Source organism: Roseateles sp. P5_E4 (assembly GCF_054049255.1).
Map to the genome: position 1 here is coordinate 276,839 of NZ_JBFUMS010000001.1, position 16,389 is coordinate 293,227.

Genomic DNA, 16,389 nt, shown 5'->3' on the forward strand with positions numbered 1-16,389 from the left:
CTACCCAAGCGATCCGACGCCTGGGGTGTCACCAGGGCGGTGACTCACTGAGTGCGTCCTCAGGCACATTCGCCGGCAGAGAGGCGATGGCGGGCGCGGGCGCTGAGGCGGGCGCACCTGCCGCGGCGAAGTCATGCTCGCCGCCCAGGCCTTCGATGAGCGCCGGGATCAGCCGGCCCAGTTCGCCGGTCGCCAGGGCCGCGTCGGCGTCGAAGGCCTCGTCGCCGCTGGCTTCGGGCCGGCCTTCAAAAGCCAGGTCCAGGAAGCTGATCTTCTTGATCGCGAAGCCCTCGGTCAACGTGAAGGCAACGCGGTCGTTCCAGCTCAGGGCCAGGCGGGTCGGCATCTTGCCGCTGGTCAGGTGGGCGCGGACCTCGTCGATGTCCAGCGGGTGGCGGGCGTAGCGCACGACGGGTTTCTCGTCGTCGCTGCCTTTGAGCTCGCACTCGCGCTCGATCTGGAAGCCTTCGGGCGTCACGCCGTCCAGCAGCCAGGCGGCCATGCAGGCGGCGGGGCTCTCGGCCGTCTGCACCAGCTGCAACGACAGGCCGTCGGCGGCCTGGATCAGCAGCGTGACGACCTCATCGGCGCGGCTGGCGGAGCCGGCGTCAACGAACAGCAGGCGCTGCTCCGGCGCGATCCAGACGCGCGTGGCCGAGGTCTTGGTGAAGGCGCGCGGCAGCAGCTCGTGCGTGGCCTGCTCCTTCATGTCCTTCTTGGCCTTCTTGCCGGGTTTGCGGCCGGTCTGCGCCTCGATCTGCTCGGCGAGCTCGTCGATGCGCTCCTGCACGACGGAGGAGGGCAGCAGGCGCTGCTCGCGCTTGAGCTTGAGCAGCCAGTGGCCGTCGATGACTTCGACCAGGGGTGCGTGCTCGACGTCCCGCGGCGGGGCCCAGCCGACGGCCAGGGGCTGCGTGGGGGCGCAGGACAGGAAGGGTTCCTTGGCCAGCTTGTCGGCCAGCTGGGTGGCGTCGGGCTGCCAGCCCTCGCCGATGCGGTAGACGATGAGGTTCTTGAACATGGGCTCGATACAAACAAGAAACCCGCCAGCGGCGGGCTTCGGAAATAGGCAGCGATCAGGCCGCGATTGTCTCAGGTCGCGCGGCGGCGCCGGCGAGGGGTGGGTCAGGCCAGGTGCGGTTCGTCCATGACCTGGCGCAGCAGCTTCTCGAACACCTCGACCGATTGGCCGCCCTGGATCAGGTGGCGCTGGTTGACGATGATGGCCGGCACGGCGTGGATGCCCTGGGCGTGCACTTCCGCCTCGGCGGCAGCCACTTCCTCGGTATAGCGCGTGCCCGCCAGCAGTTCGCGCGCCTCGGCCTCGGGCAGGCCGGCGGCGGTGGCCAGGCTCAGCAGCACTTCGTGATTGGATACATCATGGCCATCGGTGAAATAAGCCTTCAGCATTGCCACCTTCAGCGTGCGCTGCACGGCGCCGCCAAAGGCTTCATCCGCCCAGTGCAGCAGGCGATGGGCGTCGCGCGTGTTGTAGATGCGGCCGCGCGCCTCCATGCGGAACTCGAAGCCCAGCGCCGCACCGCGCTCACGGATCGCCTGGCGCGTGCCGGCCAGCGCCGCCGGGCTGGCACCGTATTTTTCGGCCAGATGCTCCTCGATGTCCTGGCCTTCGGGCTTCATGCCGGGGTTGAGCTCGAAGGGGTGGAAGTGCAGGTCCAGTTCCAGCCCGGGGATGCGGGCCGCCGCCGCTTCCAGCGAATACAGGCCGATGGCACACCAAGGGCAGACGATGTCGGAAATGAAGTCGATGCGCATGGGTGGCATTTTCGCGGGCATCGAGATGCCCCTCTGGTTTGCAGGTTTGCGAGGTGTGACCGGCTTTTGCGCTAGCGTTGCCGGGTTTGCATCCTGGAACGCCCGCATGACCGATCCGACAACGACCGACTACATCCCGCCCCAGGTCTGGACCTGGGACAAGGCCAGCGGCGGCCAGTTCGCCAGCATCAATCGCCCCATCGCCGGCGCCACCCATGACAAGGCGCTGCCCGTTGGCCGCCATCCGCTGCAGCTGTATTCGCTGGGCACGCCCAATGGCGTCAAGGTCACCGTGATGCTGGAGGAACTGCTGGCGCTGGGCCACACCGGCGCCGAATACGACGCCTGGCTGGTGCGCATCAACGAGGGCGAACAGTTCGGCAGCGGCTTTGTCGAGGCCAATCCCAATTCCAAGATTCCGGCCCTGGTGGACCACAGCGGGCCAGAACCGGTGCGGGTGTTCGAGTCGGGCGCCATCCTTGTCTACCTGTCGGAAAAGTTCGGTGGCGCCTTCTTGCCCGAAGGTGGCGCGGCGCGCGCCGAGGCGCTGAGCTGGCTGTTCTGGCAGATGGGCAGCGCGCCCTTCCTGGGCGGCGGCTTCGGGCACTTCTACGCCTATGCGCCCACCAAGCAGGAGTACCCCATCGACCGCTATGCCATGGAGGTCAAGCGCCAGCTCGATGTGCTGAACCGCCGGCTGGCTGAAGCGCCGTATCTGGCGGGCGAGGCCTACAGCATCGCCGACATGGCCATCTGGCCCTGGTATGGCGCGCTCGCCAAGGGGCAGCTCTACGGCGCGGGTGAGTTCCTGTCGGTGCACGAGTACAGCCACGTCATCCGCTGGGCTGACGAGGTCGCCCAGCGCCCGGCCGTCAAGCGCGGCCGCAAGGTCAACCGCACCTGGGGCGAACCCAACAGCCAGCTGCACGAGCGCCACGAGGCCAGCGACTTCGATACCAAGACGCAAGACAAGCTGGCGGCACCATGATCACCCTCTACGACTGCGCCACCGCGCCCAGCCCGCGCCGCGCGCGCATCCTGTTGGCCGAGAAGGGGGCGCCGCACGAAACGGTGCAGGTCGACCTGCGCAATGGCGAGCAGATGGGCGAGGCGTTCCGGCGCATCAACCCGCAGTGCACGGTGCCGGCGCTGGTGACGGAGGAGGGCGCCGTGCTGACTGACAACGCCGCGATTGCGGCCTACATCGAGGCGCGTTTCCCCGAGCCGCCGCTGCTCGGCCGCAGCCCGCTCGACAAGGCCGAGATCGCGGGCTGGCAGTGGCGCGTCGAGTTCGAGGGCCTGCTGGCGATTGCCGAGGCATTCCGCAACAGCAGCCCGGCCATGGCCAACCGCGCGCTGGCGGGGCCAGTGGACTACGCGCAGATCCCCGCGCTGGCCGAGCGCGGGCTGGCTCGGGTGCAGGCCTTCTTCGCAATGCTGGATGCGCATCTGGCGGAGCGCGACTTCATCGCCGCTGGCCAGTTCAGCATTGCCGACATCACGGCCGTTGTGGCGGTGGACTTTGCGCGGGTCGTGAAGGTCAGGCCCGGTGACGAGCATCCCCATCTGCGGCGCTGGCGAGCGGCGATGGAGATGAGAGGCACGATGGCGTAGGCCATCGATCACCGTCAGACATTGAAAGGCAGCACCATGGGAGCGGACGCATTCATCGCCTTCTACGGCATCAAGTTCGGGCTTGACCCTGATGACGAGGAGGGGCTTGACGCCTGCGATACGGGCAGCGATGTCCGTTGCCAGAAGGCGAGGTCGGTCGGGCTGGAAACCTACACGGGACGCATGACAGACGGTGAAGACTACTTCCTGTACATCGGCACAAGGCTGGCCTCACTGGGCATCGAGCATGATCAGTACGTGACGCAATCCGTCGAGCAGCTCTCTTCTCTCGCCGCTAACGTCAAGGCCAAGCTGAGGGCGGCGGACTTTCCACAGTCGCCCGAGCTTCACTTCCAGTTCATCGGTCAGTACTAGCCACGCGGGGGGGGTACCATCCGTCAGTCCGCATTGCGGCAACTGATGGGGTCGTGCATGTCAACTGGACCGCAACGCATCGAAGCGGTCCTGGCACGTCAGCTCGCAGAGGGCGCCAGTGCGGCGGTGATTGCCGACGCATCCTGTGAGGTCTGGCGCCGGATCGACGCCGCCTTGTCACCCATCGTCGGGCGCCATGGCGTCGCAGCGCTGCTCAAGCGCAGCCTGCACCTCACGCGAACCGCTCATCCTGCGCTGGCCGCCGCTGCAAATGCGGATGCCCGCCCTGGCGATTTCCGTGCATTGCGCGCGGTCCTGGCGGGTCAGGCCAGCGCCGAAGCCGCCGCGCTGAATGCCGCGTTGCTGGGTACCTTCTACGACCTCCTGTCCAGCCTGATCGGCGCCACGCTCACGGAGCGGCTGCTGGATCCCGTATGGGCACCCCCTTCCACCGACGCGCCCGCACAGGACTCCCAGACATGACCACCGCCAAAGCAACCATCAACCGCCTGGCCACAGGCGTGCAGGGCTTGGACCAGGTGCTGGGCGGTGGCCTGCCGGAGTTCTCGTTCAACATCATTGCCGGCCCGCCGGGCTGCGGGAAGACCACGTTGGCGCACCAGATGATGTTCGCGCTTGCCACGCCCGAACGACCGGCGCTTTATTTCACCGTGCTTGGCGAACCGCCGCTGAAGATGCTGCGCTACATGCAGCAGTTCGAGTTTTTCGACAGCGACGAGGTCAACCGTTCGATCTACTTCATCAACCTGGCCGACGACACCGCCGCCGGGGATCTGGACAAGGTGCTCGAAAAGATCGTTGCTGCTGTCGAGCAGCATCGCCCCGGCCTGGTCTTCGTCGACTCCTTCCGATCGGTCATGCTGGCCAGCCAGGGCAACGGCAACAGCTACATCACCTTGCAGCATTTCGTGCAACAGCTCGGCATGTTGATGACCAGTTGGCAGGCAACCACCTTCCTGATCGGCGAGTACTTCACCGACGCCGATCCCAACCCCGTCTTCACCGTCGCCGACGGCCTGATCTGGCTGCGCCAGAGCACCAAGCGCAACTCCGTCGTGCGCAATATGGAAGTCATGAAGTTGCGTGGTCAGGCGACTTCGCCCGGCCTGCACACCTTCCGCATCGGTTCTGACGGCATCACCGTCTTTCCGCCCGTGCTGCAGTCGTTTCCGCCCGTCAATGCGGGCGCTGAAACAGGCGAGCGGCTCAGCATCGGCGTGCCCGACCTTGACGCCTTGATGGGCGGCGGCCTGCCACGCGGCTATTCACTGCTGGTGGCGGGGCCCTCGGGTTCGGGCAAGACCATCCTGGCCTCGGCCTTTCTTGCAGAAGGCGCACGGCACGGCGAGACGGGCGTCATCGCCTCCTTCGAGCAGCGCCCAAATCTCTCGCGCACGCCGGTGGTGGCCGAGCTGGTCGGGAGCGGCCGCGTCGGGCTTGTGGACACGCAGGCGGCCGGCATGTCGGTCGACGAACTGTCGATTTTGCTGATCGCGGAGATCCAACGCCTGGGCGCGAGCCGCGTGGTCATCGACTCGCTGTCGGGCTTCGAGCTCGCGCTCGCGCCAACCTTCCGCGAGGATTTCCGCGAGTCGCTCGCGCGCATGGTCACCGCACTGGCCAGCACCGGCGCCACGCTGTTGATGACGTCGGAGCTGGAAGACCGCTATGACGACCTGCGCTTCAGTCCCTATGGCACGGCCTTCCTGACCGACGCCATCATCGTGCAGCGGTATATCGAGGTGGACAGCCGCCTGCAACGCGTGCTGGCCGTCGTCAAGGTCCGCGCCAGCGCGCACTCCAACGAGCTGCGCCTGTTCCACGTCAACGACGAGGGCATCCAGATCGGCGCAATGCTGGAGGGCTATGAAGGCCAGCTGGCCGGCCGGCCAACCCGCCAGGCAGGGGCTCCGGCGCCTCCTGCGTCATTTCGAGCACCGAAGCCGCCGTGAGCGACGACGCCCATCCGCCGCGGGCGCCACCTGCCCAAGCACAGCAGCCTGACGAAGACGTCGGTGCCATCCGTGCGGAGCTCCTGCGCCTGCGGCAAGACCTGGAACAGGTGCAGCAGCAGTTCAGCGCCACGCAGGCCGCGCAACTGCGGGACGCGAACGAGCAACTCGTGCTGGCGGTGATGCAAGCCGAGGCGATTGCCGAGGCGGCGACGGACAAGTTGATGGCGATGACGCGCATCACCCAGCGCGATGCCCTGACCGACACGCCCAATCGCGCGCTGATGCTGGACCGGCTGCAGACGGCGTTGTCGATGGCCAAGCGCCGGCACACACGCAGTGCGGTGCTGTTTGTCGACATCGATCGTTTCAAGCACATCAACGACAACTTCGGCCATCTGATCGGCGACGAGGCGCTCAAGCTGGTCGCCCTGAATCTTGGGATGGCCGTGCGCGATTCGGACACCGTCAGTCGCCACAGCGGTGACGAGTTCCTGGTGCTCCTCGCCGAGATATCGAAAGCCGGTGACGCCGCTCAGATTGCATTGAAGATGCTGCACGGGATTGCTGCAATTCGCATCGACAGCCTGCCCGCGTTCAGGGTCAGTGCCAGCGTCGGCATCGCGATCTACCCCGATGACGGTCGTACGGCCATGCAGCTCATCGACAAGGCCGATTCGGCCATGTACCGCGCCAAGAAGATGGGCGGTGCCATGTTCCAGTTCCACGGCGCAGAGGACGTGCCCGACAGCGGGCACGTGCCGGACTTCGGCGACACGCACGGTCTGGGGACGCAGCCTGTGCCGCTGGATGCAACGCCCAGCCCGGATCCCCACCGTCATGCTTTGCGTGACGCCAACGAGCAATTGCTCCTGTCAGCGCTCGCATCCAGGGTATCGGCGGAGCGGGCCACGGGCGCGCATCAGCAGCACGTCATCCATTTGGCGATGGTCGCGCACGAATTGCGCAGCCCACTCGCACCACTGAGCAATGCCGCGGAATTGCTGAGCCGATCCCGCGGTGATGAAAGCCGGCATGCGTGGCTGCAGGAGGTCATCAAGCGGCAGGTCGCGCACATGACCCGCATCGTCAACGACTTGCTGGATGGGTCTCGCGCCGAGACGGGCAAGTTCCATCTGGTTTGCGGCAATGTTGACTTGGTGGAGATCCTTGGCGAGGTGGCCCAGGCCTGCCAACCGGCGATGGACGAGAAGCATCAGCGCCTGCGCGTTTCTCTTCCACAAGGCCCGCTGAACGTGCATGGCGATCCCGTGCGGCTCGAGCAAGTTTTTCGGAATCTGCTCGACAACGCGGTCAAGTACACGCGTGACCGGGGCCACATCGCCCTCACGGCTGCCGTGATCGATCGCGTGATCTCGGTCACCGTGTCGGACAACGGCATCGGTATCGTGGCCGAGGCGCTGCCGCATGTATTCGACTTGTTCGTGCAAAACGAGCATGCGATGGCCATGCACCACGGCGGCCTAGGTATTGGCCTGGCGGTGGTGCGCGAGCTCGTAGAGGCCCATGGCGGCACAGTGGTGGCCGTCAGCGCGGGCCATGACAAGGGCAGCGAGTTCATCGTCAAGCTGCCCCTGGCCGCGCTTGCCACGCCTTGAGTGGGGACGCAAGGCCGGCATACAGCAGGCGGCCTCGATGGCGGAGCTGCCCGCAGCGTTCAGGCGAGTTTGCGGTCGCTGGGCCGCGCCAGGTAGAACCACTCGGTTCCCGGCGCGGACTTGGTGTTCGGGAACACGATGCGCCCCTCGCTCGGTGCCAGCACGGCCTCGCCGCTGGCGCGGGTGCCGATGCGCTGGCCCTTCGCGATGGCGTCGAAGCTGGCCCAGCCCTGCTCGAACTGGTCGCCCTCGGCCTCGCGGTCGATGACGTCGTAGAGCTGCAGCAGCTCAGGCGCCTGAGTGGGGCGGTGTGGCTCGACGGCGCTTGCGTCCAGCATGCCCAGGAACACCAGTGAGCGCAGGATGGCCATGCGCGCGACCTCGGGGCCGTTCGGGTCCAGATGCTGGCCGCATTCCAGCGTGATGGCCCAGCCGCCGGTGGAGCGCATGTATTCGGTGGTGCCGACGCCGTAGTGCGGGTCGGAGATCAGCGAGGCGCGGCGTGAGCCGTCGTGCTCGCGCTGCTGGCGGCGCTGCAGGCCCAGGGCATAGGTCGACAGCCAACCCTCGACGATGCGGCCCACGCCCAGGCGCGCGGCCAGCGCCGATTCGGTCGCCTCCTGAGAGAAGGGCTCCAGCTCGCCGCTGTTGTTGCGCGGGCCGATCATCGCGAAGGCCGGGCCCTGGCCCTGGAAGCTGTGCAGATCCAGGATGCCGTCGTGCTGTGCGATCAAGGCACAGAGCTGGCGGGCGATGCGGTCCTCGAAATCGTGCGCGATGACCGGCGGGCGCAGGTTGCGGTTGAGGTTGCGGTCGCCTTCGCGGCGGTTCAGCTGGTGGGCCAGCGGGTTGACGATGGGCACCAGGGTCAGCGTGCCGCGCAGCAGTGTCAGCTCGCCGGCATCGAGCTGGCGAATGATCTCGGCCATGGCTTTGGTGCCATGGATTTCGTTGCCATGCACAGCGCCGGTGACGAGGAAACGCGGGCCAGGTTGCAGGCCGGCGAACTGGTGGACACGGATGTGGGTGGGCTGGTTCATGACTGGAGCAGGGCGGAAGACAGGGCCTTGTCGGCGGAGAAGACGCGGCGCGGCAGTTCGGCGGCGGGCTGGCCGGCGCGGTAGGCAACGAGGCGATAGAGGGTGGCGAAAGCGAAGTCGGGCGGCTCCTCGCCGGCGCCCAGCACCAACTCGCCACCGCGGCGCACGGCGTCGGCCAGGAAGGCGGGCAGGCGCAGGTGATACGGGTTGCGCTCGATCTCGCCGGTGTGGCGCTCCAGCGCGGCGATGAGGCGGGCGGTGTCGGCGATATTGGTTTGCACCAGCGCATTGGGTGCCGACTGCGTGGACCAGAACTCGGTGTGGGCCAGCACCGCGTCCAGGCGTGCGGCGGCCAGCGCTTCGGCGACGAGGCGGTAGACGCCGCGGTGGCTGGGGTTGTCGTCCAGCGCATGCGGTGCCAGCACAAGGGCCGGGCGATGCCGGGCCAGCAGCGCGGCGATGGTGTCGACATGGGCGCGCCAGAGCTGCGGCTCGCGTTCGGCCGTGTCGGCGCGCACGTCCGACAGGCCGTCCTCGCCAACGCGGATGCAGTCGAAGCCGAGCACGCCGCAGGCGTCCTGCAACTCGGCCCAGCGCGACTCGCGGCGCTCGGGATTGCTGCCCAGGGTCACGGCGACATTGCCGACCCGCCAGCCGGCCTCCTGCTGAAGCCGCAGCGGCAGCGCGCCGACGATGCATTCATCGTCGGGGTGGGGCGCGAAGATCAGGCAATGGCCGGGGCTTGGCTCGCGGCCGGGTGCGGTCACGCGGTCGGGCGGGTTGCCCAACAGCTCGGCAAAGCGGGAAAGGTGCTCACGCCAGCGCGCGAGGTCTGCATCCAGGGACATGCCGGCATCCTACAGAGAGTAGGAGCCAGCGAGGCCGTGAGCGTGGCCCGCGTTGGGTCTGGCGTGGGGGCAGGCAAGGCGCGAGGAGGCCGCGGGCTCGCGCCCACAACGACGAGCAACGCCGCATGCGCCCACGCCAGACCCAACCCGGAGGGCCGGGGCGATTTGCGGCACCCGGCGGCGTTGCCGGCTCCTTGCGTGGCGCCCGCCACGCCGCGTCACCTGCGCCTTGCCGGCCACCGCAACTCGCCCCGGCGCGGGCCGCGCTCACGGCCTCGCTGGCTCCTTGGCCGGCCATGTCGCCAGCAGCACACCCAATAAGGCCAGGCCATAGGCCAGGGCCTGAAGGGCGGAGATGGATTCACCGAGAGCCAGGCCGATCAGGGCCGTGCTGATTGGCAGAAAGACCATGAAGACCCCCGCCTTGGCCGCCGGCAACCCCTTCAGGCCAGCCATCCACAGCCAGACGGTGATGACGCTGGCCGTGGCGGCGTAGTAGCCCAGCAGCGCCCAGTCCAGCACGCGCGGCGCGCCGAAATCGAAGCTCAGGGCCTGCCAGATGGCCAGTGGCGCGACGAGCACCAGGCCCCAGAGGTTGATCAGGGCGCTGATGCGCTTCGGGCCCAGGCCAGCGGTCAGCTTCTTGCCGATGACGACATAGCAGCCCTCGCAGAACACGGCCGCGAGCAGCAGCAGGGCACCCACCGGTGTCGTTTCCGCGCCGCCCTGCTTGCCACCGGCCACCAGCGCAATGCCACCCACCGCGCAGGCGATGCCGGCCAGCACGCGGCCGCCGAGGCGCTCACGCAGAAAGGCCCAGCTCAGCAGCGCCACCGCCGCCGGGATGCCGGCCATGATGACGCCGGCGACGACGGCCGAACTCTGCCGCAGCCCGAACAGCATGCAGATGGAGAACAGGAAGTTGCCGAGGAAGGATTCGAGGAAGAGCAACCAGCGCGAACGCGCATCCAGCGGCGCTTCGTGGGCGGGCTTCTTCAGCCAGGGCAGCATCAGCACGGCCGCGAAGCCGAAGCGCAGGCCGGCGAGCAGGAAGATGGGAAAGGCCGCCACCAGTAGCTTGGACAGGCCGACATAGCTGCCGACCAGGCTGGTGCTAGCTGCCAGCAGCGCGTAGGCGCGCCAGGGGACGGGATGCATTTGCTATTGGCTTTCGGGCCGAGCGCCGGGCCGCTCCCTAGCCGGCCCGCTTTGGCGATGTGCTTGCGGCTCAATGCCGCAAGCATCGCCGTCCCCGCGGGGGACCGACCAGGCCTGCCGGCGTTCAGCCGGCGCAAGACTGGGCGAGGGGCTCATTCAACCGTGAAGGCCAGGAACTGCGTGAACTGCGCGGGATTGAAGTTGTTGTCGGACACCAGGATCAGCGTGCGCTTGCCTTCCAGCATCGGACCGAACGTGATGCCTTCGATGTTGTCCAGGGCCAGCACGCTGCCGTCGTCGTTCTTCAGCGACGACAGGTCCAGCAGCATGGTGCGCTTGACGGGCACGACCTCGTGGCCCTTGATGCTGGACCAACCCGACACATCGGTCGCGCCGCGTGTGTCGATCAGGTAGAGCTTGATGGTGTTGCTGGTGGGCTGCTTGGTCAGCGCCGCGATGCCCGGCGTCACGGCGCCGACGGCGAAGGCGCGCTCGATGACGATGAACTCATGGGTCGACAGGGCCAGCATGTCGGGCACGCCGTTGGTGGCGAAATCGCCCTGGCGCGCCGGCGGGAAGGGTACGGGACCGACGTCGTAGATGTATTCGGCGCCGGCCTTGCCGCTGTCCAGGTCGAAGGACAGCATGCGCGCGCGGCTGCCGCGGCCTACGGCCGTGGGCAGGCTGTCCTGGGCCAGGCCGTTCTCGCTCATCGTCCACAGCGTCTTGCCGTCGGGCGTGATGGCGATGCTCTCGAAGGCGAGGTTGTTGTAGACGCCCACGTCGCCGGGCGTGATGCCGCCGGCGCTGCCCAGGGGGTTGTAGTAGCCCGGTACCGGGAATTCGCCGGCCGGCTTGCCGTCGGGGCTCATGCGGCGCACGGTCGGGTTCTGCAAGGAGCTGGAGACGCGCTGGCCCTCGTTGGCCCAGTAGATGAGGTTGCGCTTGGCGTCCAGGCGCAGGCTCTCGGGGTCGACCTGGTTGCGGCCAAAGGGCTGGCCGTCGAGGTCGAGAATGGTGGTCATGCTGACCCAGGCCACGCCGGCCTCACCGGGGTTGGCGCTGCGGCGGAACTTGGACAGGTCCAGGCTCAGTTCGTAGTAGCGCGCCGGCGCGCGGTCGCTGCGGTCATCGCAGATGGCCAGGTAGCGGCCGGTGGCGGGCACATAGTCGATGCTGGACAGGCCACCGACCGGCACCCCGCGGAAGCTTGCACTCGTCGGCACGATCTGCTGGCCGATGTAGTTCAGGGTCTGTGCGTGGGCGGACCCTGCAAGCAGCAGGGCGAGTAGCCATTTCATTGGGAAAACTCCAGGGCGGGGCCGCGGCGCCGGTACTGCCGCCACGGGGCGCGGATTATGCGGCGCGGCGCAGGGCGCCTCTGAGCGTGTCGACGATGCGTTCGATGTGGCCACTCTCGATGATGAGCGGCGGCGACAGCGCCACGGTGTCACCGGTCGTGCGGATCAGCAGGCCCTTGTCCCAGCAGTCCAGGAAGACGTTGAAGGCGCGCTTGGCCGGCTGGCCGTCCAGCGGCTTCAACTCGATGCCGCCGACCAGGCCGATGTTGCGCACGTCGATGACATTGGGCTCCTCGCGCAGCGAGTGCAGGGCCTTGGCGAACTCGCCTTCCATGCGCGCGGCGCGGGTCAGCAGGTCGTCGTCGGCATAGGTGTCCAGCGTCGCGATGCCGGCCGCGCAGGCCAGTGGGTGGGCCGAGTAGGTGTAGCCGTGGAAGAACTCGATGAGGTGCTCGGGTCCGGTCATGAAGGCGTCGTGGATCTTCTGCTGCGCGAACACGGCGCCCATCGGCACGCAGCCGTTGGTGATGCCCTTGGCCACCGTCATCAGGTCGGGCGTCACGCCAAAGGTCTGGGCGGCAAACGGCTTGCCGGTGCGGCCGAAGCCGGTGATGACCTCGTCGAAGATCAGCAGGATGCCGTGCTTGTCGCAGATCTCGCGCAGGCGCTGCAGATAGCCCTGGGGCGGGAGCAGCACGCCCGTGGAGCCGGCCACGGGCTCGACGATCACGGCGGCAATCGTCGACGCATCATGCAGGGCGACCAGGCGCTCCAGGTCCTCGGCGAACTCGGCGCCATGCGGCGGGACGCCGACCGAGAAGGCGTTGCGCGCCGGGTCGTGCGTGTGGCGGATGTGGTCCACACCGGCCAGCAGGCTGCCGAACATCTTGCGGTTGGCCACCATGCCGCCCACCGAGATGCCGCCGAAGTTGACGCCGTGGTAGCCGCGCTCGCGGCCGATCAGGCGGGTGCGGGCGCCTTCGCCGCGCACGCGGTGGTAGGCGATGGCCATCTTGAGCGCGGTGTCCACTGACTCGGAGCCCGAGTTGGTGAAGAACACGCGGTTCATGCCCGTGGGCGCGATGGCCGCCAGCCGCTCGGCCAGCTCGAAGGCCTTGGGGTGGCCCATCTGGAAGGGCGGTGCGAAGTCCAGCTCCGCGGCCTGCTCCTGGATGGCCTTGACGATCTTGGCGCGGTTGTGGCCCGCGTTGACGCACCACAGGCCGGCGATGCCGTCGAGGATCTCGCGGCCCTTGTCGTCGCGGAAATACATGCCATCGGCTTGCGTCAGCAGACGCGGCGCCTGCTTGAACTGCCGGTTGGCAGTGAAGGGCATCCAATAGGCGTCAAGCTTGGAAACGTCAGCGCTCATGCGGGGCTCCTCGACAAAGGAGCCCAAAGTCTAGAGTCAATTTGACGGGTTGGTCAGAATTTGCCGTTGCCTCAGGGTTCTCACCAGCGGCGTCAGCTGCACGAGCAGGATGCAGGCGAGCATCAGGCCGCAGCCGATCAGCCCGGCGGTGTTGAGCCGTTCGCCGAGCAGCGCATAGCCGAAGGCGGCAGCGAACAGGGTCTCGGCCGACAGGATGATGGCCGCGTCCGCCGCATGGGCGTAGCGCTGGGCCACCACCTGGGCCGTGAAGGCAATGCCGACCGAGACGATGCCGGTGTAGGCAATGGGCCAGGCGGCAGCGACCAGGCCGCTCCAGTGCACCGGCTCCATGCCGAAGGCCGCGATCAGCGACAGCACGCCGCAGACAGCGAACTGGCCACTGGCTACAAGAAAGGGCGCGCCCATGCGGTCGGCCCAGCGGCCCACCATCAGCACATGCACCGCCCAGGGGATGGCCGAGCCGGCCACCCAGAGGTCGCCCAGGCCGATGTGGAGCTCATGCGCGCCCGACAGCAGAAAGGCGCCCACCAGGCAACCCGCCGCCGCGGGCCAGACCGACCAGTGCGCCACCTGGCGCAGCAGCAGCCAGGCCAGCACCGGCACGAGAGGCACATAGACGGCGGTCAGGAAGCCGGCGTTGGTCACGCTGGTGTATTGGATGCCGACCTGCTGCATGACAGCGCCAAGCGTCATCAGGAGGCCCAGGCCGGCAATGTGAATGCCGTCCAGCTTCACCAGCGGCCGGCCTTCGCGGCCCAGGCGGCGCCACTCCAGCACGGCCAGCGGCAGCACGACCAGAGAGCCGATCAGGAAGCGCACGCCGGTGAAGAGCAGGGGGCCGACGTCGGCCATGCCGCGACTTTGCGCGACGAAGGCCGAGCCCCAGATCAGCGCGACGAAGGTGAGCAGCAGATTGGCTTGGAACCGCGTCATGGGCGAGCCAGCGCGGCCAGTTCCGCTTCATCGAAGCCGGCCGCGCGGCGGGCTTCGAGATTGAAGGGCGCGCGCAGCTTGGGCGCCTGATGAAGGGTGGCGAGTTCGGCGTAGGTCGCGATCGGGTCCAGGCCGCGTTGCTCGCACAGGAAGCGGTACCAGCGGTTGCCGGCCAGCACATGGCCGATCTCGTCGTGCAGGATGATGTCGAGGATCTCGCCGGCGCGTTTGTCGCCGGCGCCGACGAGCTTGCGCTTGACGGCGGGCGAGGCGTCCAGCCCGCGTGCCTCCAGCGTGCGCGGCACGAGGGCAATGCGGGCGAGCAAATCGTGTTTCGTCCGCTCGGCCATGTCCCACAGCGCGTTGTGGGCGTCGAAGTCGCCGTAGTCGAAGCCCAGCGTCAGCAGATGCTCGCGCAGCAGCGTGAAGTGCTTGGCTTCTTCCTGGGCGATGCGCAGCCAGTCGCGGTAGAAGGCCTCGGGCATGCCGGGGAAGCGCCAGCAGATGTCCAGGGCCAGGTCGATGGCATTCAGCTCGATGTGGGCGATGGCGTGCACCAGGGCCGCGATGCCGGCCGGCGTGCGCAGCGATGGACCTTTGAGCGTGATGTGCTCGACCAGGCGCGGGCGCGCGGGCCGCCCCGGAATGCCGCCGGGCTCGGGAATCAGCGCGCCGGTATCGACCGGCAGGGCGGCGTCAAGCGTCAGCGTGGCGGCGGCCTTGGCGGGCGCATCGGCAATCAGGAGGGGGCCGAGCGTGGCCAGGCGGAGGTCGGACATTGCCCGGGATTCTAAAATCCGCCCTTTTGCGCGTTTTGCGCGAGGCCGCGATGGCGATTTACCAGCTCGACGAGCACCTCCCCGACGTGGCTGATTCCGCCTGGGTGGCCGACAGCGCCGAGGTCATCGGCCGCGTGACGCTGGGCGAAGGCGTCAGCATCTGGTTCAACGCCGTGCTGCGCGGCGACAGCGACACGCTGACGATTGGCGCGGGCAGCAACGTCCAGGACGGCTCGGTGCTGCATGCCGACCATGGCTTCCCGCTCGTCCTCGGTCAGAACGTCACCGTGGGCCATCAGGTCATGCTGCACGGCTGCACGGTCGGCGACGAAAGCCTCATCGGCATCGGCGCGGTGGTCTTGAATGGCGCGCGCATCGGCCGCAACTGCATCGTCGGCGCCGGCGCGCTGGTGACCGAAGGCAAGGAATTCCCGGACGGCTCGCTGATCGTCGGCGCGCCGGCCAAGGTCGTGCGTGAACTGAGCGAGGCGCAGGTCGCCGGGCTCAAGGCCAGCGCGGCCCATTACGTCAACAACGGTCGCCGTTATGCGGCCGGCCTGAAAAGAATCCGATGAGTGAACTGCACAAATTCCTGTTCGACGGCCTGCCGGTGCGCGGCATGCTGGTGCGGCTGACCGACGCCTGGCGCGAGGTGCTTAGCCGCCGCGAGCCCGGCCAGGAGTACCCGCCCGAACTGCGCGACCTGCTCGGCCAGATGAGCGCCGCAGCGGTGCTGATGCAGGCCAACATCAAGTTCAACGGCGCGCTGGTGTTGCAGATCTTTGGCGACGGCCCGGTCAAGCTCGCCGTGGCCGAGGCTCAGCCCGATCTGAGCTTTCGCGCGACGGCCAAGTGCATCGGCGAGCTCGCTCCCGGGGCCGACCTGCCCAGCATGCTGAACGTGCACGGCCAGGGCCGCTGCGCGATCACGCTCGATCCCAAGGACAAGTTCCCCGGCCAGCAGCCCTACCAGGGCGTCGTGCCCCTGCACGGCGACCACCGCGAGCCCCTGTACAAGCTCTCCGAGGTGCTGGAGCACTACATGCTGCAGTCCGAGCAGCTCGACACCCGGCTGGTGCTGGCCGCCAATGGCGACATCGCCGCCGGCCTGTTGATCCAGCGGCTGCCGGTCGAAGGCGAGGGCAACCTCGAAGGAAAACGCAACGAGGATGACATCGGGCTGTCCGAGGGCTTCAACCGCGTCGCCATCCTCGCGGGCACGCTGACCGCCGAGGAGCTGCTGACGCTGGACGCCGACACCATCCTGCGCCGCCTGTTCTGGGAGGAGACGGTGACCCGTTTCGAGCCCCAGGCGCCGCATTTCGCCTGCACTTGCTCGCGGGAGCGTGTGAGCCAGATGCTGCGCGGCCTGGGCCGCGACGAGGCCGACAGCGTGCTGGCCGAGCGCGGCGAGATCGAGATCGGCTGCGACTTCTGCGGCCGGCACTACCGCTTCGACGCGGTGGATGTCGGCGCGCTGTTCACGCCCGCCGGACGCCAGCCGGACGGCGCCGAAGGCACGCTTCAATAGTTCTGAGGTCGTTCAGCGTTTCCATTGCGCAACGGGCCTCATGCCTTCT

Annotated in this window: 17 protein-coding genes; 8 read left to right on the forward strand and 9 right to left on the reverse strand. The window is 67.9% G+C overall.

What is annotated here, in order from left to right; all coding sequences use genetic code 11:
• Positions 1-28: 28 nt before the first annotated feature.
• Both ACXJLH_RS01150 and ACXJLH_RS01155 read right to left on the reverse strand, forming a co-directional pair.
• Complete coding sequence (locus ACXJLH_RS01150; protein ID WP_457324421.1) at positions 29-1,021, reverse strand: recombination-associated protein RdgC; 993 nt, start codon at positions 1,019-1,021, stop codon at positions 29-31.
• A gap of 104 nt (positions 1,022-1,125) precedes the next feature.
• Positions 1,126-1,776, reverse strand: a complete 651-nt coding sequence (locus ACXJLH_RS01155) for a DsbA family oxidoreductase (RefSeq protein WP_457442204.1) — start codon at positions 1,774-1,776, stop codon at positions 1,126-1,128.
• Positions 1,777-1,882: 106 nt separating this feature from the next.
• On the opposite strand from ACXJLH_RS01155, the gene yghU reads away from it, so the two are divergent.
• From yghU to ACXJLH_RS01185, 6 genes are read left to right on the forward strand one after another with little or no spacing between them, the layout of a single operon-like run.
• Positions 1,883-2,764, forward strand: a complete 882-nt coding sequence (gene yghU, locus ACXJLH_RS01160) for a glutathione-dependent disulfide-bond oxidoreductase (RefSeq protein ID WP_457442205.1) — start codon at positions 1,883-1,885, stop codon at positions 2,762-2,764.
• Positions 2,761-3,390 (forward strand): glutathione S-transferase family protein, encoded by a 630-nt coding sequence (locus ACXJLH_RS01165; RefSeq protein WP_457355824.1) that lies wholly within the window; start codon positions 2,761-2,763, stop codon positions 3,388-3,390. Before yghU ends, ACXJLH_RS01165 begins: the two co-directional genes overlap by 4 nt.
• A 36-nt stretch (positions 3,391-3,426) precedes the next feature.
• On the forward strand, positions 3,427-3,765 hold the full coding sequence (locus ACXJLH_RS01170) for a hypothetical protein (protein WP_457355826.1): 339 nt from the start codon (positions 3,427-3,429) through the stop codon (positions 3,763-3,765).
• Between the two features lie 33 nt (positions 3,766-3,798).
• Positions 3,799-4,248 (forward strand): hypothetical protein, encoded by a 450-nt coding sequence (locus tag ACXJLH_RS01175; protein ID WP_457442206.1) that lies wholly within the window; start codon positions 3,799-3,801, stop codon positions 4,246-4,248.
• On the forward strand, positions 4,245-5,738 hold the full coding sequence (locus tag ACXJLH_RS01180; protein WP_457442207.1) for an RAD55 family ATPase: 1,494 nt from the start codon (positions 4,245-4,247) through the stop codon (positions 5,736-5,738). The genes ACXJLH_RS01175 and ACXJLH_RS01180 overlap by 4 nt, the downstream gene beginning before the upstream one ends.
• Positions 5,735-7,357: a diguanylate cyclase domain-containing protein gene (locus ACXJLH_RS01185; protein ID WP_457442208.1), complete on the forward strand. Its 1,623-nt coding sequence runs from the start codon at positions 5,735-5,737 to the stop codon at positions 7,355-7,357. The genes ACXJLH_RS01180 and ACXJLH_RS01185 overlap by 4 nt, the downstream gene beginning before the upstream one ends.
• Positions 7,358-7,416: 59 nt before the next feature.
• On the opposite strand, the gene ACXJLH_RS01190 is transcribed toward ACXJLH_RS01185, so the two are convergent.
• The 7 genes from ACXJLH_RS01190 to ACXJLH_RS01220 all read right to left on the reverse strand — a co-directional run bounded on the left by ACXJLH_RS01190 (position 7,417) and on the right by ACXJLH_RS01220 (position 14,809).
• Positions 7,417-8,397 carry a succinylglutamate desuccinylase/aspartoacylase family protein gene (locus ACXJLH_RS01190; RefSeq protein WP_457355834.1) on the reverse strand — a complete coding sequence of 327 codons (981 nt, stop codon included), beginning with the start codon at positions 8,395-8,397 and terminating at the stop codon, positions 7,417-7,419.
• Complete coding sequence (locus tag ACXJLH_RS01195) at positions 8,394-9,245, reverse strand: PIG-L deacetylase family protein (protein WP_457442209.1); 852 nt, start codon at positions 9,243-9,245, stop codon at positions 8,394-8,396. The genes ACXJLH_RS01190 and ACXJLH_RS01195 overlap by 4 nt, the downstream gene beginning before the upstream one ends.
• A gap of 267 nt (positions 9,246-9,512) precedes the next feature.
• On the reverse strand, positions 9,513-10,403 hold the full coding sequence (locus tag ACXJLH_RS01200; protein ID WP_457442210.1) for a DMT family transporter: 891 nt from the start codon (positions 10,401-10,403) through the stop codon (positions 9,513-9,515).
• A gap of 152 nt (positions 10,404-10,555) precedes the next feature.
• A complete protein-coding gene (locus ACXJLH_RS01205) occupies positions 10,556-11,704 on the reverse strand; it encodes an esterase-like activity of phytase family protein (RefSeq protein WP_457442211.1) in 1,149 nt (382 codons plus the stop codon).
• Positions 11,705-11,759: 55 nt separating this feature from the next.
• Positions 11,760-13,076: an aminotransferase class III-fold pyridoxal phosphate-dependent enzyme gene (locus ACXJLH_RS01210; RefSeq protein WP_457442212.1), complete on the reverse strand. Its 1,317-nt coding sequence runs from the start codon at positions 13,074-13,076 to the stop codon at positions 11,760-11,762.
• A gap of 36 nt (positions 13,077-13,112) precedes the next feature.
• Positions 13,113-14,030, reverse strand: coding sequence for a DMT family transporter (locus tag ACXJLH_RS01215; RefSeq protein ID WP_457442213.1), 918 nt, complete (start codon positions 14,028-14,030; stop codon positions 13,113-13,115).
• Positions 14,027-14,809, reverse strand: coding sequence for a ferritin-like domain-containing protein (locus ACXJLH_RS01220; RefSeq protein WP_057299660.1), 783 nt, complete (start codon positions 14,807-14,809; stop codon positions 14,027-14,029). Before ACXJLH_RS01220 ends, ACXJLH_RS01215 begins: the two co-directional genes overlap by 4 nt.
• A gap of 50 nt (positions 14,810-14,859) precedes the next feature.
• On the opposite strand from ACXJLH_RS01220, the gene ACXJLH_RS01225 reads away from it, so the two are divergent.
• Together ACXJLH_RS01225 and hslO are read left to right on the forward strand one after the other, a co-directional pair.
• Entirely contained in the window at positions 14,860-15,384 is a 525-nt protein-coding gene (locus tag ACXJLH_RS01225; RefSeq protein WP_457324363.1) for a gamma carbonic anhydrase family protein, read from the forward strand.
• Entirely contained in the window at positions 15,381-16,340 is a 960-nt protein-coding gene (hslO, locus tag ACXJLH_RS01230) for an Hsp33 family molecular chaperone HslO (protein ID WP_457442214.1), read from the forward strand. The genes ACXJLH_RS01225 and hslO overlap by 4 nt, the downstream gene beginning before the upstream one ends.
• Positions 16,341-16,389 lie beyond the last annotated feature (49 nt).

Excerpts from the sequence above, each read along its gene's own strand:
- ACXJLH_RS01190 (WP_457355834.1), bottom strand. The coding sequence starts at position 8,397 with ATGAACCAGCCCACCCACATCCGTGTCCACCAGTTCGCCGGCCTGCAA.
- ACXJLH_RS01210 (WP_457442212.1), bottom strand. The coding sequence starts at position 13,076 with ATGAGCGCTGACGTTTCCAAGCTTGACGCCTATTGGATGCCCTTCACT.
- ACXJLH_RS01205 (WP_457442211.1), bottom strand. The coding sequence starts at position 11,704 with ATGAAATGGCTACTCGCCCTGCTGCTTGCAGGGTCCGCCCACGCACAG.
- ACXJLH_RS01170 (WP_457355826.1), top strand. The coding sequence starts at position 3,427 with ATGGGAGCGGACGCATTCATCGCCTTCTACGGCATCAAGTTCGGGCTT.
- yghU (WP_457442205.1), top strand. The coding sequence starts at position 1,883 with ATGACCGATCCGACAACGACCGACTACATCCCGCCCCAGGTCTGGACC.
- ACXJLH_RS01165 (WP_457355824.1), top strand. The coding sequence starts at position 2,761 with ATGATCACCCTCTACGACTGCGCCACCGCGCCCAGCCCGCGCCGCGCG.
- hslO (WP_457442214.1), top strand. The coding sequence starts at position 15,381 with ATGAGTGAACTGCACAAATTCCTGTTCGACGGCCTGCCGGTGCGCGGC.
- ACXJLH_RS01195 (WP_457442209.1), bottom strand. The coding sequence starts at position 9,245 with ATGTCCCTGGATGCAGACCTCGCGCGCTGGCGTGAGCACCTTTCCCGC.
- ACXJLH_RS01155 (WP_457442204.1), bottom strand. The coding sequence starts at position 1,776 with ATGCGCATCGACTTCATTTCCGACATCGTCTGCCCTTGGTGTGCCATC.
- ACXJLH_RS01150 (WP_457324421.1), bottom strand. The coding sequence starts at position 1,021 with ATGTTCAAGAACCTCATCGTCTACCGCATCGGCGAGGGCTGGCAGCCC.
- ACXJLH_RS01180 (WP_457442207.1), top strand. The coding sequence starts at position 4,245 with ATGACCACCGCCAAAGCAACCATCAACCGCCTGGCCACAGGCGTGCAG.
- ACXJLH_RS01225 (WP_457324363.1), top strand. The coding sequence starts at position 14,860 with ATGGCGATTTACCAGCTCGACGAGCACCTCCCCGACGTGGCTGATTCC.
- ACXJLH_RS01215 (WP_457442213.1), bottom strand. The coding sequence starts at position 14,030 with ATGACGCGGTTCCAAGCCAATCTGCTGCTCACCTTCGTCGCGCTGATC.
- ACXJLH_RS01200 (WP_457442210.1), bottom strand. The coding sequence starts at position 10,403 with ATGCATCCCGTCCCCTGGCGCGCCTACGCGCTGCTGGCAGCTAGCACC.
- ACXJLH_RS01220 (WP_057299660.1), bottom strand. The coding sequence starts at position 14,809 with ATGTCCGACCTCCGCCTGGCCACGCTCGGCCCCCTCCTGATTGCCGAT.